At 68.7% G+C, this 15,152-nt stretch carries 14 protein-coding genes; 8 read left to right on the top strand and 6 right to left on the bottom strand.

Annotated features, from left to right (window positions below):
• Positions 1-73: 73 nt before the first annotated feature.
• Entirely contained in the window at positions 74-919 is an 846-nt protein-coding gene (locus HUA75_RS22795) for an SDR family oxidoreductase (protein WP_174487602.1), read from the bottom strand.
• Between HUA75_RS22795 and HUA75_RS22790 the strand changes: the two genes are divergently transcribed.
• Entirely contained in the window at positions 918-1,976 is a 1,059-nt protein-coding gene (locus HUA75_RS22790) for an AraC family transcriptional regulator (RefSeq protein WP_174487601.1), read from the top strand. The genes HUA75_RS22795 and HUA75_RS22790 overlap by 2 nt on opposite strands.
• A 12-nt stretch (positions 1,977-1,988) precedes the next feature.
• Here the strand turns inward: HUA75_RS22790 and HUA75_RS22785 are convergent, their stop codons facing one another.
• The 4 genes from HUA75_RS22785 to HUA75_RS22770 all read right to left on the bottom strand — a co-directional run bounded on the left by HUA75_RS22785 (position 1,989) and on the right by HUA75_RS22770 (position 4,920).
• Positions 1,989-2,741, bottom strand: coding sequence for a DUF2652 domain-containing protein (locus HUA75_RS22785; RefSeq protein ID WP_174462712.1), 753 nt, complete (start codon positions 2,739-2,741; stop codon positions 1,989-1,991).
• Positions 2,742-2,809: 68 nt separating this feature from the next.
• Positions 2,810-3,862 carry a fatty acid desaturase gene (locus HUA75_RS22780; protein WP_141641473.1) on the bottom strand — a complete coding sequence of 351 codons (1,053 nt, stop codon included), beginning with the start codon at positions 3,860-3,862 and terminating at the stop codon, positions 2,810-2,812.
• Positions 3,863-4,114: 252 nt separating this feature from the next.
• Positions 4,115-4,552, bottom strand: a complete 438-nt coding sequence (locus HUA75_RS22775) for a hypothetical protein (protein ID WP_174487600.1) — start codon at positions 4,550-4,552, stop codon at positions 4,115-4,117.
• A gap of 47 nt (positions 4,553-4,599) precedes the next feature.
• Positions 4,600-4,920 carry a cupin domain-containing protein gene (locus HUA75_RS22770; protein WP_174487599.1) on the bottom strand — a complete coding sequence of 107 codons (321 nt, stop codon included), beginning with the start codon at positions 4,918-4,920 and terminating at the stop codon, positions 4,600-4,602.
• A gap of 136 nt (positions 4,921-5,056) precedes the next feature.
• Here HUA75_RS22770 and HUA75_RS22765 point away from each other — a divergent pair, with 136 nt between their 5' ends.
• From HUA75_RS22765 to HUA75_RS22745, 5 genes are all read left to right on the top strand, one after another.
• Positions 5,057-5,476 carry a putative quinol monooxygenase gene (locus HUA75_RS22765; RefSeq protein WP_371746169.1) on the top strand — a complete coding sequence of 140 codons (420 nt, stop codon included), beginning with the start codon at positions 5,057-5,059 and terminating at the stop codon, positions 5,474-5,476.
• Positions 5,473-5,961: a group II truncated hemoglobin gene (locus HUA75_RS22760; protein ID WP_174487598.1), complete on the top strand. Its 489-nt coding sequence runs from the start codon at positions 5,473-5,475 to the stop codon at positions 5,959-5,961. Before HUA75_RS22765 ends, HUA75_RS22760 begins: the two co-directional genes overlap by 4 nt.
• 34 nt (positions 5,962-5,995) lie before the next feature.
• Positions 5,996-6,628, top strand: coding sequence for a TetR/AcrR family transcriptional regulator (locus HUA75_RS22755; protein WP_174487597.1), 633 nt, complete (start codon positions 5,996-5,998; stop codon positions 6,626-6,628).
• A gap of 93 nt (positions 6,629-6,721) precedes the next feature.
• Complete coding sequence (locus HUA75_RS22750; RefSeq protein WP_174487596.1) at positions 6,722-8,533, top strand: ABC transporter ATP-binding protein; 1,812 nt, start codon at positions 6,722-6,724, stop codon at positions 8,531-8,533.
• The gene (locus HUA75_RS22745) at positions 8,530-10,308 is read left to right on the top strand and encodes an ABC transporter ATP-binding protein (protein WP_174487595.1); all 1,779 of its coding nucleotides are present in this window, start codon (positions 8,530-8,532) and stop codon (positions 10,306-10,308) included. The genes HUA75_RS22750 and HUA75_RS22745 overlap by 4 nt, the downstream gene beginning before the upstream one ends.
• An 8-nt stretch (positions 10,309-10,316) precedes the next feature.
• Here the strand turns inward: HUA75_RS22745 and HUA75_RS22740 are convergent, their stop codons facing one another.
• A complete protein-coding gene (locus HUA75_RS22740; protein WP_174487594.1) occupies positions 10,317-12,359 on the bottom strand; it encodes a radical SAM protein in 2,043 nt (680 codons plus the stop codon).
• A gap of 146 nt (positions 12,360-12,505) precedes the next feature.
• Here HUA75_RS22740 and HUA75_RS22735 point away from each other — a divergent pair, with 146 nt between their 5' ends.
• Together HUA75_RS22735 and HUA75_RS22730 are read left to right on the top strand one after the other, a co-directional pair.
• Positions 12,506-13,549, top strand: a complete 1,044-nt coding sequence (locus HUA75_RS22735; RefSeq protein WP_141641465.1) for a hypothetical protein — start codon at positions 12,506-12,508, stop codon at positions 13,547-13,549.
• Positions 13,550-13,791: 242 nt separating this feature from the next.
• Entirely contained in the window at positions 13,792-15,105 is a 1,314-nt protein-coding gene (locus tag HUA75_RS22730) for an alpha/beta hydrolase (protein ID WP_141641464.1), read from the top strand.
• The last annotated feature ends 47 nt before the right edge of the window (positions 15,106-15,152 follow it).

The following is a 15,152-nucleotide window of genomic DNA, read 5'->3' as shown; positions in this document are numbered from 1 at the left end:
CCGGAAGACGAGGTGAGGGGGCTCGCTGGCGGCGATGCGCGCGGCGAGCCCAAGGAGGACCGCTGTCGCGGGGCTACCTGAACGCGGCGGCGTGTTCGTTCGCCCAGGCCGCGAAGGTGCGGGGCTTGCGTCCCAGCACCTGCTCGATGGCGGGGGACACCGTCACGGCGCCGCCGGCCTTGATGGTCGCCATTACCTCCAGCATCCCCTCGACGAGCGGCGCGGGCATGCCCGCTTGCGACATCGCGTCGCGTGCCGCCGAGGGAGGCACGTCGACGAAGCGCAGGGGCCTTCCCACCGCCGCGCCGATGAGCGCCACCTGCTCGTCGAAGCTCAGCGCCTGGGGGCCGGTCAGCTCGTAGCGCTTGCCCTCGTGCCCCGGTTGGGTGAGCGCGGCGACCGCGACGGCGGCGAGGTCCCTGGGGTCCACCACCGCCACCTTTCCTTCTCCCGTCGCGGCGAACGCGGTGCCCTGCGTCTTGAGGGTGTGCGCCCAGCCGAGCGCGTTGGTGTTGAACCCGCCCGCGAGCAGGACGGTCCACGCGAGCCCGGAGGACTCCAGCGCCGCCTCCACGTCACGATGCCAGTTGCCGATGGCCAGCGCGTCGCGGGTCGGACCAAAACCCATCGAGGAGAACTTCACGACGTGGCGCACGCCAGCGGCCCTGGCCGCGTCGAGCCCGTGCAGCTCGATTCGCGCGGGCCCCGTCGTCAGCAGGAAGAGCTTCTCGATGCCCGCGAAGGCCGCGCCGAGTGTCTCGGGTCTCGCGAGGTCTCCTTGGACGACCTCCACGGCGCCGCCGTGCTTGGACGCCTTCGCCGTGTCGCGCACCAGGATGCGCACTCGCTGCCCCGCTTCGACGAGCTGCTGAACGACCAGGCTGCCGACCGTTCCATTCGCGCCAGTGACCAGAATCATGTGGGAACCTCTCTTTCGCGAAGTACAGTACGTCCCGAGCGGAGGACTTTCAGTGCCTGGAACTCCAGATGAAGTGTCCAATCGTCCAGACGGAGCGGCTCCATCGGGAGTCGACCCTTTCAGCGACGTGTTCACCGCGATGCGGGTCCGGAGCGCGCTGTACTGCCGGATGGAGGCGACCGCGCCCTGGGGCGTGCGGTTCCCTGGCTCACCGCACGCGAAGTTCGGATTGGTGACGCGGGGGAGCTGCTGGCTGGAGGTGACAGGGGAGCCCAAGGCCATCCCCCTGCGCGGCGGGGACTGCTACGTCGTCGCGGCCGGGCTGGGCGTCACGGTGCGCGATGCGCCGCGCACGCGCGCCCAGGATGGGGAGGCCCTCATCCGCACGAAGACGGGAGACCTCCTGCGCTTTGGCGGTGGCGGCGCGGCGACCCAGGTCATCACCGGGCTGTTCGAGTTCGACGCGTGGAGCGGCCAGTCGGTCTTCGAGCTGTTGCCGAGCGTCCTCTGTGTGCGGGGTGACGAGGCGCAGGCCAGCGCGCTGGGGGCCACGCTCAATCTCCTGGCGCTCAAAACCGCGACGTCCGCCATCGGCTCACCCGTGGTCATCAACCGGCTGGCGGAGATTCTCTTCGTGCAGATGATTCGCGCGCACTACACGTCGGGAGGCGCGGGGGAGCTGGGGTGGCTGGCGGCGCTGGGGAACGCACCGCTCGGGGCCGCGCTGCGGGCCATGCACCACGCGCCCGCACAGCCCTGGTCCGTCGAGGCGCTCGCCCGCATCGCGGGCATGTCGCGCTCCGCCTTCGCGCTGCACTTCAAGGCGAAGGTGGGTGAGACGCCGCTGGAGTACCTGACGCGCTGGCGGATGTACAAGGCGGGCTGCCTGCTGCGGGACGGAGACCTGGGGCTCGCGGAGGTCGCTGACGCCGTCGGGTACGAGTCCGCCGGGGCCTTCAATCGGGCCTTCCAGCGCGTCCACGCGCGGACGCCGGGAGAGTTCCGGCGGTTCATCCGTCAGCAGACCCCGTCGAGTGCCACGGGCGCGCCCGCCTGAGCTGCTCTCTGTTCAGGAGCGCGGCACGTCGGAGGAGGGCGCGGCCTCCTGGGCGTCGACCACCTCGACGTTGCGGAAGTTCTGGCAGGCCTGCTGGAAGCCGAGCACGTACTTCAGCGAGCGCGCCTCCTGCGTCAGCTTGTGCCACCACCTGCGGGGCAGGCTGGGGCCAATCGCCGCGGGCAGCTCCTGGGCGCTCTCGTTCAGGTCCAGGTAGTGCGTGGCAGTGCGGCCCAGGCCCTCGAACTCGTGCTCGAGCCCCCGGGTGAGCTGGCGCAGCTCCGGCTGGAGCCGCTGGTGCACCGAGTCGGTCATCAGGAAGTACTCGGACACGGGGACGTCGTTCTTCAGCATCCGGTGCACGAGGATGACGTCCACGCCCGCCAGCTCGGTGAGGTGCTTCACGCGCTGGAAGGCGACCTCTCCGGAGTGGGCCACGAACTTGAGCGTCAGGCCGCCGACCTGCATGCAGCCCTCGCACTTGCACATGCGGTCGACGATGAGCCGCTCGCGTCGGGCGAGGAAGGCGCGGCGGATGTCGGCGATTTGCCGGGCCAGGACGCTGCAGTCGTCGCCGACGGCGTAGAAGAACGCCGCGTCCCCTTCGAGCTTCGCGAGCTTGAGCTTGCCGGAGGCGTCGATGACGGCTTCGAGCAACTGCGCCACCGTGTCTTGCGCGTGCGCGAGACTGAAGCGGTGGTGTTTCATGAACCGGGTGTAGCCGCCGATATCCGCGATGAGCAGCAGCGCCTTCTCTGTCGCCATTCGTGTTTCAGCGTATCGCAGGGAGCAGGGGAGGCATAGCGGTGCCTCTCCCCGCTCCGAAGAGACCTCTAGCCACCCACGACGACGGCCTTGGCCTTCTGCTTCTCCGCCCAGGGCAGGTAGTGGCGCTCCATGAACTCCGGCTTGAAGTCCCGGTACGAGCTGATGGCGCCCATCCAGGACCACCCGCGGATGAAGTGCCAGGCGGGGTCGAACTGGTAGGACAGGAAGCCCGCGCGGGCTCCGTGCGGATAGAGGTGGTGGTTGTTGTGCCACTCGCCCGTGATGAGTCCCGGCCAGAGCTGGTTGATGGACTGGTCCTTCATGTTGAAGTCCACGCCGTCGCGCCGACGGTCCTTGCCGCCCCCGTGCCCGTCATAGTTGAACGTCCGCACGCCCACGGCCCACACGCCGGACCAGCCGAAGAGGGCCAGCGCCAGGGCGTGTCCGCCGAGCAGGAAGAACACGCCGTACCAGACCGCCCAGTTCGCCAGGAAGTGCGCCACCGTCCAGCCGGGGTGACAGAGCGAGCCCCACTTCTGGTACTGCTCATAGCTGTTCAGGTGCACGCCCGTGTGCTCCATCAGCTTGCACAGCTGCGAGTAGTCCTTGGCGCTCAAGTCCCTGCGGATGCCCTGGTGATTCACGTCCGCCAGGAAGCAATAGAGCCAGCCGGCCTTCGCGTTGTAGGGGTCCCCCGGCGTCTCCACCTTGGCGTGGTGGACGTGGTGGGAAATGACATACGCCTCTTCCGAAATCGTCTTCACCACCAGGTTGCGGCAGAGCTCACGGAAGAAGGCGTTCTTGAACTGGAAGGCCCGGTGCGTCGAGTACCGGTGGAACCAGATGGTGCCGTGTGTGCCCAGGACCACCATGCTGTAGACGAAGCCCACGAGCAGCAGCCACCAACTGAAATGGTGGGTGAAGAAGAGGGCGAGTGGGATGCCGAAGCCCAGCGTCGTGGTCCACCCGATGAGCGCCAGCCAGTTCTTCCGCGTCCGGAAGATGTTCAGCCGCGCGAAGAATTCCGAGAAGATTTCCCGGTGGGTCGGCACGTAGAGCGCGCCGTTCTTCTCGTAGCCGTAGCTCGGAGGGTCGAGGATGCGGTCCAGAAATGACATGAATTCCCTGAGCAGGCGGCTGGGCGCGTGAAGTGTCGCGGAGTTTGTCATGAAACTCCGGTGGCGGCGCGAAGTGCTACCCGACAATTTCTTCGAGGCGCGGGGGGGCGAGGACTCCACGAGGGCGGAAGAATGAGCCCCCAGCGGAGGGAAACGCCTCTCGGCTCCGGGCTCATCCTGAAGGTCCGTGACGACCCCGCCCCTGCCTGGAGCACGGGCGGAAGCCCTGAGTCGCCTGCCTGCTTGTCACAATCAGGTTGTGACGGCGCCCCAGAACAGCACCGCGAAGCCTCCGAGTTCCCCCGCGATGAGGGCGACCATGGAGGCCACCATCACCGCGGGAGGCAGCACTGCACGCCCGAGCCTGTGGGGGCGCTCGAATTGATTGTCCGTGTCTTTCAGGAGGCCGTGGATGACGTAGGTCGAGAGGCCCACCGCGAAGAAGCCGATTTGAGCGATGACGGCGATCAGCTCGACGGTGTCATCCAACGCGCTGAGGACGACGAAGCGCTCGACGACGAGGCACGCGAACGAATAGAGGAGCGCGGCCCGGTGGGCGATGTCGACGTAGGGCGAGGCCTGGGCCTTGGGGCTCTGGGAAATCTGGAGATATTTCCAGACGCCGAAGAGCAGGCCCGCGAGCAGGAAGCCACCGGCGGAAAAGGCCGCGATTTTCTGGGCGAGGTTCATGGCGCGAGTGTGGGACGCGCGTGTTCCCTGGCGCTTGTACGAACCGGCTACGTCGGGATTGCGCACCCGGGCCCTCGACGTGATGAACCCCCGCGACGGGTGGGTGCCGCACGAGCAGTCGTGACCGAGGCCGCCCGCGAGGAGAGCAGCTGATGCGCCTGGCCGCCGAAGAGGACCACCCGCTCGCCGGCCTCCAGGGGCAGGACGTCCTCGCCGGCGCGCAGCCAGCTGCTTCCCTGTTCCATCCAGTGAAAGGATGCGAAGGGAGCCTCCGGCAGGCCCATGCCCCAGGGGGCCCGCAGCTCCCAGGCCGCGTAGATGCTTCCCTTCAGGTTCATCCCACGCAGCACCGCGGACAGCGGCTCCATCCCCATCCCTCCCTTTGGAACGCGAGGCCCACGAATCGGAACGGCCGACAAAGCGGGGGTCCTCCCGCCGTCCTTACAGTGGCATGGCTGGGCGGGAATGCACCCTCGAAACCAGGCCCCGCCCTGGAGGTCGTCCGTGTCCGGGAAGTCTCGTCGTGTCGGCTTGTTCCTCCTCGTCGCCGCCCTGGGCGTCGCGGGGATTGCCGCCGCACCCCGTCCGTCGAAGTCCTCATCGAACAAGGAGCAGTCCATGATTGTCGAATACATCCGCTATGACATCCCGGCCGAGCGCGCCGACGCGTTCCTCGAGGCCTACCGGGCCGCGGGCGAGCACCTGCGCGCCTCGCCGCACTGCCTGCGCTACGAAGTGAGCCGAGGCTCCGAGGAGCCCCACCACTTCGTGGTCCGCATCGAGTGGGATTCCCTCGAAGGACACATGAAGGGGTTCCGGGGCAGCGCGGCCTTCCAGAAGTTCTTCGTGCTCGTGCGGCCGTTCGTCTCCGACATCCAGGAGATGAAGCACTACGACGTCGACACGGCGTGGACCCGGCCGTGAGCGACAGCGGTGATGCGTCCGCGGTGCCCACGCTCTACGCGTGGGCGGGTGGGGCGGAGGCCCTGGCGCGGCTGACCGAGTGTTTCTATGCCCGGGTGCGCACCGACGCGCTGCTCGGCCCCGTCTTCGAGCGCATGTCCGCGCAACACCCGTCCCACGTCGCCCTCTTCCTGGGTGAAGTCCTGGGCGGGCCTCGTGCCTACAGCGAGGCGCATGGCGGACATCCCGGGATGCTGCGTCACCACCTGGAACGGCACCTGACGGAGGCGCAGCGGCGACGCTGGACTGACCTGCTGCTCGACAGCGCCAACGAGGTGGAGCTGCCCGCGGACCCCGAGTTCCGCTCGGCCTTCGTCGCCTACGTCGAGTGGGGCTCCCGGCTCGCCGTCATCAACTCCCAGCCCGGCGCGAGCGTCACGCTGGACGGGCCCATGCCCATCTGGGGCTGGGGTGTCCCTGGCGGTCCCTATCGCCCGGAGACTTGAATGTTGAACTTGTTGGTCGTACAGTAAGTTCACGATGGTCGCCGCCGCGAAGAAGAAGCCCGTGCTGACGAGGGACCCGGAGGGGGTCCGGAAGCGGATCCTCACGGAGGGCACGCGGCTGTTCGCGGAGCGTGGCTTCGCCGGGACGTCCTTCCGGGATGTCGCCAACGCGGCGGGCGTGTCCGTGAGCCTGATTCAGCACCACTTCGGGACGAAGGAGTCGCTCTACGCCATCGTGAAGGCCCACGCGGTGGAGGACTCCGCGCGGGCCCACACCCCGGCTCCCGATGATGACGGACTGGGGCTGCTCACCGAGGAGGGGCTCCAACAGCTCGTCGGCTTCTTCAGGGCGAGTCCGGAGTGGTCCCGCCTGGCCGCCTGGGCCGCGCTGGAAGGGGACTTGGAGATGTGGCCGGGTGAGGACGACTTCGTCGAACGACAAGCCGCCCAGGTCCGGGCCGCGCAGCGCAACCGCGCCGTCGCGAAGGACGTGGACCCGGAGCTGCTCCTCATCGCCATGGCGGGCCTCATGAAGGCCTGGGTCAGCTACAGCGAGCGCCATGCCCACCGGCTGCGTCACCTGGGCAGCCGCGCTCAGCGGGAACGCGCGTACCTGGCGCTCTGCCTGAAGCTGCTGCGGCACGGTGTCCTGCCCTCCCGCGCGTAACGGGTGGGGACCTGTGCCCCGGTTCGTCGATGCCGCTGGTCAGGCGTCGATAATGAATACTATTATCGAAATCAAGTCAATGGGAGGTCGTCCGTGAGTGTCGTCGAGGAGTCGCCGAGTCATCCGCCGCCTGGCCTGCGAGGGTTGGTGTCGCTGCTGGGTTTGCAGGGGCCGCTGGTGGGGCTCGCGGCGCTCAGCTCGACGGTGGCTGCCGCGCTGGGGTTGGTGCCGTTCTTCATCGTCGCGCGCATGGCCACGGCCATCTACGCGGAGCCGCCGAAGCTGGACGAGGTCCGCACGCTGGCGCTCGTCGCCGTGGGGGCGCTGGTGCTGCGCTACCTGTTCGTCGCGGGGGCGACGATGGCCGCGCACATCGCCGCATTCCGAATCCTCCATGCGCTGCGCCTGCGAATCGCGCGGAAGCTCGGCGCGGTGCCACTGTCGTTCTTCAGCCGTCGGTCCACGGGCTCGCTGAAGACGACGCTGATGGACGACGTGAATCAGATTGAGTCGTTCGTCGCGCACAACTTCCCGGACGCGGTGGCCGCCATGGTGGTTCCGCTCGCCACGGCTGTCGCGCTGCTGTGGGTGGACTGGCGGATGGCCCTGGCGAGCATCGCCGTCGCTCCCTTGGCCGTGGGCGCCATGGCGCTCGCGATGCGCGATGTCGGCAAGGCGCATGCGCGGTGGAACGAGATTCAGCAGCGGATGAACGCGTCGCTCCTGGAGTACTTCCGGGGCATCAAGGTCATCAAGACGTTTGGCCTCTCCGCTGCCCGCTTCGGGGACCTCTCGCGCTCCATCGAGGAGGGCCTGGCGTGGATGGAGGGCTTCATGCGCACCAACGGGCGGGGCTATGGCGCCTTCGGCGCGCTCATCGGCTCCAGCCTCGTCGTCCTCGTACCCCTGGGGGGCTGGCTGTACGTGCGAGGCGGGCTCTCGCTGGAGTCGCTGGTGTTGTTCCTGGTGCTGGGACCCCAGCTCCTCATGTCGCTGATGCGGCTGATGTTCGCGTGGGGCAACGTCGAGCGCGTCACAGCGGGCAACGAGCGCATCCACGACATCCTCCTGGCGCCCGACCTGGAAGACGTCGCGGGCACCGAGTCGCCACGACATGACGGAATCTCCTTCCGCGAGGTCGACTTCCGCTACGACAGCGCGGGGAAGGACGTGCTCCACCGCGTCACGTTCGATGCGCCGGCCGGGAAGGTGACCGCGCTCGTGGGGCCCTCGGGCGCTGGCAAGTCGACGCTCGTGAAGCTCGTGCCCAGGCTGTGGGAGGCCCACGGCGGCACGGTGGAGCTGGGAGGCGTCGACGTGCGCAAGCTGCCCCTCGACACGCTGCTCTCGCGCGTCTCCATGGTGTTCCAGGACGTGTTCCTCTTCCATGGCTCCGTCCGCGACAACCTGCGGCTGGGGCGCGCGGAGGCGACGGACGCGGAGCTGGAGGCCGCATGCCGCGCCGCGCGAGCGCACGACTTCATCCTCGGGCTGCCCCAGGGGTACGACACGATGCTGGGTGAGCGTGGCGCGCGGCTGTCCGGTGGAGAGAAGCAGCGGCTGTCCATCGCGCGGGCCCTGCTCAAGGCCGCGCCCGTGCTCCTGCTCGACGAGGCGACCGCGTTCGCGGACCCGGAGAACGAGGCGCGCATCCAGGAGGCGTTGTCGGAGTTGTGCGAGGGGAGGACCGTCGTGGTCGTCGCCCACCGGCTGTCGACCATCGCCACCGCCGACCACATCGTCGTGCTCGACGGAGGGCGGGTCCAGGACCAGGGTCCGCATGAGGTGCTGCTCTCGCGCTGCGCGCTCTACCAGCGACTGTGGGCGAGTCACTCGGATGCACGGGACTGGTCGCTCGGCGGTGCCGAGGGAGAAGCCCCGCGTGGTGTGGAGGTGGCATCATGATTGGAGAGTTCTTCACGCTCGGAGAGCGGCTGGCGGGCCAGAAGGACGCGCGGCTGCGGCGCGGCTTCCTCTTCGCCTTCGGTGAGGCGGTGTCGACGGCGCTGCCCTATGCGCTGGTCCTGTTCTTCGTCCGCGCGGCGTTGGAGCGACGGCTCACCCTGGAGCTGACGGGCCAGGTGACGGGCGGCATCGTCCTCGCGGTGCTCCTGCGGATGGTGTTCACCCGGTCGGCGATGGCGAACATCTTCACCGCGGCCCATGCGCTGATGGGACAGGCCCGCATCCGCACGGCGGACCACCTGCGGCGGCTGCCCATGGGCTTCTTCACCCAGCACCGCAGCGGCGAGCTGATGGGCGTGCTCACGACGGACCTGGCGCTTGTCGAGGACATCTGGTCGCACATCATCGGCGTCTTCGCCGCCAGCTTCGCCCTGCCGATGCTGGTGGGCCTCGGGCTGTGCTTCCTCGACTGGCGGCTGGGGCTCGCCGTCCTCGCGATGTTGCCCGTCGCGCTCGCTGTCCTGGCGGCCACGACGCCCCTCTTCGTGCGGGAAATCACCTCCGTGCTCGAGGCGACGGCGGACGTGAACGCGCGCATCGTCGAGTACGTGCAGGGCATCGCCGTGCTCCGCGCCTTCGGCCGACACGGTGAGGTGTACCAGCGCTTCGTGAAGGCGATGGAGCGGCTGCGTGACGCGCTCATCCGCGCGGAGGTGGCGCCGTCGCCGCTCTTGTCCGTCTTCGGCTTCCTGGTCGAGGCGAGCTTCGTCGTCGTGGCGTTCGTGGGCAGCACGCTGGCCTTCCAGGGGACGCTGGCTCCGGGGACGCTCCTGGTGTTCCTCGTGGTGAGCGTGGGCGTGACGCGACAGGTGGCCGAGCTGGGCGTGGCGCTCCTCATGCTCCGAGGCTCCCAGCGCGCGCTGGAGCGCGTGGACCGGCTCATGGCCGAGAAGCCGCTGAGCGAGCCTTCCTCGCCGGCGGCGCCCGTCACCCGCTTCAACGTGGAGGTGGAGGCCGTCTCCTTTGCGTACGAAGGGGAGCACGTGCTGAAGGACGTCTCCGTCGAGTTCCGCGAGCAGTCGCTCACGGCGATTGTCGGTGCCTCGGGCTCGGGCAAGTCGACACTGGTGCATCTGGTCGCGCGGCTGTGGGACGTGCCGCGAGGGCAGGGGGCCATTCGCATCGGCGGAGTCGACATCCGGGATTTGCCCTTCGAGGAGCTGCACCGGCACATCGCGATGGTGTTCCAGGACGTGGTGCTGTTCTCCGGGACGGTGCTCGACAACCTGCGCGTGGGCCGCGCGGATGCGTCCCGGGAGGACGTCGAGCGCGCCGCCAGGGCCGCGAGGGCGCACGACTTCATCCAGGCGCTCCCCCAGGGCTACGACACCGTGCTCACCGAGGACGGTGGCTCACTCTCGGGAGGCGAGCGGCAGCGGCTGTCCATCGCGCGGGCCATCCTCAAGGACGCGCCCATCGTCCTGCTCGACGAGGCCACGGCTTCGGTCGATGCGTCCGCGGAGGCGGAGATTCAGCGGGCGATTGACGAGCTGGTCCGGCACAAGACGGTGGTCGTGATTGCGCACCGGCTGCGGACGGTGCGTCGCGCGCACCGCATCGTGGTGCTGGAGCGCGGACGCGTGGCGGAGAGCGGGACTCACGACGAGCTGGTGCGTCGCGAGGGGCCCTATGCGGCGCTCTGGCGTGAGCAGGAGCGGGCCAAGGGATGGCACCTGGGCCCGCGGCGAGAAGTCCCCCGGGCCGAGCAGGCGTAGGGCCGTCGCTACCGTCGACGGAGTTCTTCGTTCACGTCCTCGCGGAGGCGGTGCAGTGCCTCCGCGAGCGGGTCGTCGGAGTACACCTGAACCCAGGCGTGCAGGCCCAGCACGGCTTCCAGCTCGACGAGCGCCTTCAGCACGCGTCCGGGTTCCAGCGTGTTGACCCGGACCGAGAGGCTGTCGTTCCCGGGCGTCGAGTCCACGCGGTCGTCTGGGGTCAGGTACGGACGAAGGTGCGGGACGACGTCGGGCGGGCCGCGCTTCGGCTGCGAGAAGGAGCCCCTCACGATGACGCGCTGACTGGTGAGCATGAGCGCGGTGCCACCCTGGCGCTGGGCGAGGTAACCCAGGCGGGGTCCGAAGTGGTCCTCCTCCAGCAGGACGTGCGGGCCCGCCACCGTGACGTCGCCGCTCAGGTCCTTCCCATAGCGGCTCGCCACCTCCGCGGACTGGAACAGGACCCACAGGCGCAGCCGCCCCGCGTGAGGGCCGCGCGAGGCGAGGCGCTGTTCGAGGCGCAGGTCCTTGGGGACCTCCACCAGCTCCGCCGCGACGACCGCGCCGTTCTCCTGGGCGAGTGTCTTCAGCCTCGCCACCACGGTGTCGAGGGACTCCTTGCCGCCAGGGGCGCCCCAGTAGCCCACGAGCCCGTGGAGCTGGTTCGCATGGCGGATGAAAGAGCCGTGCACTTCCTCTTCCAGCACGCGCTCCAGTGCGCCCAGGGTCGCCGTGTCCCGCACTCCAAACGCGGTCGCCAGCTCGAATTTGCCGTGCCCGTGAATCTCCGAGTGGACCATGCGCCCCTTGCGCTTCCACAAGAGGGTCCGCAGCGCGGGGAAGTCGTCATCCAGCGTCATCTCGGTGTGCAGCATCACCACCCGGCCCAGCGAGGCCATCAAATCGGGGACGCGCTCCTCCGCGCCCACCGGGATGCCCTCCGCCGCGAGCAGCTCCTTCCATCGCTCCGGGTAGGCGCGTCCCGACTTCCAGTCTGGCAGGAGCGTGTCGAGGTAGGCCGTGGCCTCTTCAGCCGTCTCGAAGCGCCCCACGAGCACGCAGTCTCCGCTGTTGTTTCCGGAGAACCCGCGCCACACGCGAACGCCGTCGGACAGCGCCTCTCCCAAAGGTGCCCCCGCGCGCGCACAGCCCGCCAGGGGCGACGGCGCGGACAGCACGTCTCGCCGCCCGTTCCATCCCGCGAGCACATCCTCCGCCGAGGTGATGGGAAGTCCCCCGCCCTGAAACGAGCACGCCTTCAGCCGTCGGTCCGACGTCAGGGTGACGAAGTCGAGCCCCGCGCCGCAGTCGCCACCGAAGAGGCGGGGGACCTCCGTCAGTGTGTCTCCGAAGCAGACCGACAGGCGCGTGCGCAGCGGGCTGTCCGCGAGCACCTCCGTGAGGCGTGCCTCGTCCGAAGGACTCAGTCGGAGCTTCGCGTCGTCGCCGACGTGGCGCAGGAGCGCGGCATCTCGACAGCCCAGCGCGTGAAGCGTCCGGAGCTGTGCGGGCAGCGTGGGCAGTCGCTCCGGGGTCGCGAGGATGTTCACGCCGAACGTCTGTCCGGCGCGGGCGAGCCGCTCGACACACGCCTCCCAGTCGTTGTCGTCGTAGAGCGACACGCGAACCTCTCCGAGGTGGGGCGCGAGTCGTGCGAGTCGCTCGTCGGAGAGCAGCATCCCGTTGGTGGTGAAGTGGATGGCGAGCGGCGTCTCGTTCGACAGCCGCCGCACCAGCTCATCGAAGCCACGAAAGGCGAGGGGCTCGCCGCCACCGAACGAGACCTCCAGCGTGCCCGCGCGGGCCAGGCCCGACAGCACGTCGAAGGCGGAGTCCACCGTCCACTCGCTCTTCGCTTCCCGCTCTCGCGAACAGAAGGTGCACGCGAGGTTGCACGCGTTGGTGATGCCGAAGAGGACCAGCCGGGGCGCCCTTCGCCGCAGGTGGCGCGTCCGGGGTCCGTCCACGCGGAGGTTCGTGCCGGTGATCCGGTGGAACCAGAGGAGGGCGCCATCGAGCGCGTGGGGGCGCCAGTCGGAGTGTGGCTGCATGAAGGTCCTCGCAACCCCCTGGATTCAGGGGCAATCCAAGGGTGGGGCGTGGTTCTCAGCCTACAAGAAACAATCGACGTTCCAGGGCCGATAACTCCAGAGTCAGCCGAAGTCTGGCCGCCCACACCCCCCGAGGTCCCACCCACATGGGTTTCAAGATCCCCAGCTTCAACGACGTTCGGAAGACGGTGACGAACACCGTCAACGACGTGAAGGACACGGTCGTCGACAAGGCGACGGACGTGAAGAAGGCGGTCGTCGACACGACCAACGACGTGAAGAAGGCCGTCGTCGACACGACCAAGGACGTGTTCGAGGACGTGAAGCACAACCCCGTCACGGACGCGTTCAAGAAGGCCATCACCGACCCGAAGGACCTGGCCCGCGACGTGTTCCAGACGGGCCTGCGCACCGCCTACCACGGCGTCACGAAGGTGCTGCCGGACGGCGCCGCCGACCAGCTGGTGAAGGCGGCCGAGGGCGGCATGGATGCCCTGGCCAAGACGTCGGAGCTGCTCGTCGGCAAGGACTCCTCCATCACCCAGAGCCTGAAGACGCTGGGCAAGGTGGACCTGGAAGGCATCACCCGGACGACGGACCCGGTGACGGGGCAGAAGCTGCAGGGTGACTGGCCCAAGCTGTGGGGCACCTGGCTGCTCGAGGAGAAGCCCAAGGACCTGGGCACCTGGGACAAGACGGACAACGGCACCGAGCGCGTCACCGTGCGCGACAACGCGTACACCGAAGACCTGGCGGGCCGCCCCCACCAGCAGCAGGTCACCGAAGAGTTCTTCAAGATGTACCCGAACCCGAAGCCCGGCGACGTGTTCCCTCCCGCCGAGGCCACCGACGCGCAGAAGGACAAGGCCCTGTACCGCTTCACGGGCCCGGGCACCGACGAGAAGAGCAAGGAGAAGTACACCTCGCTGGAGTGGTTCATCGGCTCCTACCGCACGCAGGTGACGTGCACCGGCATCGACGAGAAGACCGGCAAGCCCAACCTCCAGTACGAGGTCGTCAACAACTCGCACCTCGAGTCCGGCACCCGCGTGCCCGCGTCCTTCCAGGACAAGGGCCTGCCCCCCGCGCTCGTCCAGGACCGCCAGCGCGAGACGGGCCTGGGCGTCGGTGGTGACTGGATTCAGCGCTACGTGTGGACCAACAACGGCGTGGACAACCCCACGAAGTAATCCCGCCCCCGGTCGTTGACGAAGGCCCGGTGGTCGCGAACAGCGGCCCCGGGCCTTCTGCTTTCTGGCGTCCGGGTTCGCGCGGGGCAGACGCCGACATGACGCGGGGCACACCGGGTCGCCGCCGAAAGGTGTGACGTCCTGCGTCACATCACGCCCCTCGGTTTTTCCTAGGCGTCAGGAAACATTTTCGGCTGATTCGCGAAGATGTAGGTATCCCCCCTTCAACACGAGGCGCTGTCATGGCCGGTATCTCCTCTGTGAACAGCAGCGCAGCCGAGTCCGCCCGTCGCCGAGCGGAGGCCGCGCGCGTCGCGGCCGAGCAGCAGACGGCGGCCAAGGAAAAGCCCAAGGCGAAGCCCGTGGAGAAGGTGGAGACGGTCTCCGCGTTCGAGGGGCCTCGCAAGACGGGGGCGGAGAAGCTCACCGGGGAGAATGCGCCGCTCGCCGCCAAGGGGCCGCTGGACAGCGCGCCCGCGGACCCGAAGGCCCGCGCCGGTTGGTGGAAGCAGCTGTCGCCCACGGAGCAGTCGCAGGTGGTCAGCTCGGACCCCAAGAAGCTCGGCTCCATGGATGGCCTGCCGGCCTCCGTGCGTGACACCGCGAACCGCACGCAGCTGAAGAATGAAATCGCCCAGCTCAGCGCGGAGAAGTCACCCTCCAAGGACCAACAGCGCCAGCTGGAGAACGCGCGGGCCGTGCAGACGCAGCTGGACCGGGTGGCGAAGGAGGCGGGCTCCGCGCAGCTGCTCGTCTATGACTCGACCTTCGTCAATGGCGAGGGCCGTGCGGCCATCGTCGCCGGCAACCTGGACACCGCGAAGCATGTGTCGGTGAGCGTGCCGGGCCTGAACTCGGACGTGCGCGGCTACATGGACAACATCACCAGCGACGCGCTCAAGCTCCACAAGGCCTCGGGCACGCAGCAGGGTGAGGTCGCGACGGTGGCCTGGATGGGCTACGACGCGCCGGGCTTCCAGAACGTGGCGTCCGACAACGCCGCGGAGAATGGCGCCAAGCTGTTGGCCGCCGACGTGGCCGGCATCCGCGCCGCGCGCGACGGCAACCAGCCGCACCTGACTGTCATTGGCCACAGCTATGGCAGCACCACCGCCTCCATCGCCGCCGACAAGAACGGCCTCCAGGCGGATGACCTGGTGCTCATCGGCAGCCCCGGTGCGGGCAGCGCCAAGTCGGTGAAGGACTACGACGGCGCGCTCGCCAACGGCCACGTGTGGTCCGGCTCGGCCAGCCGGGACGTGGTGTCCTGGCTCAATGGCAGCAACCTGCCCGGGGACCCGCTGGGACAGGACCCGTCCGAGAACAAGTTCGGCGCCAACCGGTTCACCGCGGAGGCGAAGGACCGCGGGGACAAGAGCAACATGGGCGACCATTCCAAGTACTACAAAGAGGGCTCCGAGTCCCTGGCCAACCTGGCGGACATCGTCACCGGGAACTACGGCGGAGTGGACCGGGCCCAGCAGCGCTACGGCGAGCATGACTGGTGGAAGGGCAACCGCGTCATCGACCCCGAGGCGAAGCGCGCCGTGGAGTGAGCCGGATGTAGAGCGGGCCCAAGGTCCGCTCCACCGGAATCCCTTAC

It is taken from the genome of Myxococcus sp. CA040A (genome assembly GCF_013336725.1).
Classification (GTDB): domain Bacteria; phylum Myxococcota; class Myxococcia; order Myxococcales; family Myxococcaceae; genus Myxococcus; species Myxococcus llanfairpwllgwyngyllgogerychwyrndrobwllllantysiliogogogochensis.
The sequence above is the reverse complement of the archived record's forward strand: the minus strand, read 5'-3'. Positions and strand labels throughout refer to the sequence as shown.

Bases quoted from the DNA above. Each gene is read 5' to 3' on its own strand.
- HUA75_RS22795 (WP_174487602.1), bottom strand. From the start codon at position 919: ATGATTCTGGTCACTGGCGCGAATGGAACGGTCGGCAGCCTGGTCGTT.
- HUA75_RS22790 (WP_174487601.1), top strand. From the start codon at position 918: ATGTGGGAACCTCTCTTTCGCGAAGTACAGTACGTCCCGAGCGGAGGA.
- HUA75_RS22730 (WP_141641464.1), top strand. From the start codon at position 13,792: ATGGCCGGTATCTCCTCTGTGAACAGCAGCGCAGCCGAGTCCGCCCGT.
- HUA75_RS22735 (WP_141641465.1), top strand. From the start codon at position 12,506: ATGGGTTTCAAGATCCCCAGCTTCAACGACGTTCGGAAGACGGTGACG.
- HUA75_RS22780 (WP_141641473.1), bottom strand. From the start codon at position 3,862: ATGTCATTTCTGGACCGCATCCTCGACCCTCCGAGCTACGGCTACGAG.
- HUA75_RS22785 (WP_174462712.1), bottom strand. From the start codon at position 2,741: ATGGCGACAGAGAAGGCGCTGCTGCTCATCGCGGATATCGGCGGCTAC.
- HUA75_RS22755 (WP_174487597.1), top strand. From the start codon at position 5,996: ATGGTCGCCGCCGCGAAGAAGAAGCCCGTGCTGACGAGGGACCCGGAG.
- HUA75_RS22770 (WP_174487599.1), bottom strand. From the start codon at position 4,920: ATGGAGCCGCTGTCCGCGGTGCTGCGTGGGATGAACCTGAAGGGAAGC.
- HUA75_RS22745 (WP_174487595.1), top strand. From the start codon at position 8,530: ATGATTGGAGAGTTCTTCACGCTCGGAGAGCGGCTGGCGGGCCAGAAG.
- HUA75_RS22775 (WP_174487600.1), bottom strand. From the start codon at position 4,552: ATGAACCTCGCCCAGAAAATCGCGGCCTTTTCCGCCGGTGGCTTCCTG.
- HUA75_RS22740 (WP_174487594.1), bottom strand. From the start codon at position 12,359: ATGCAGCCACACTCCGACTGGCGCCCCCACGCGCTCGATGGCGCCCTC.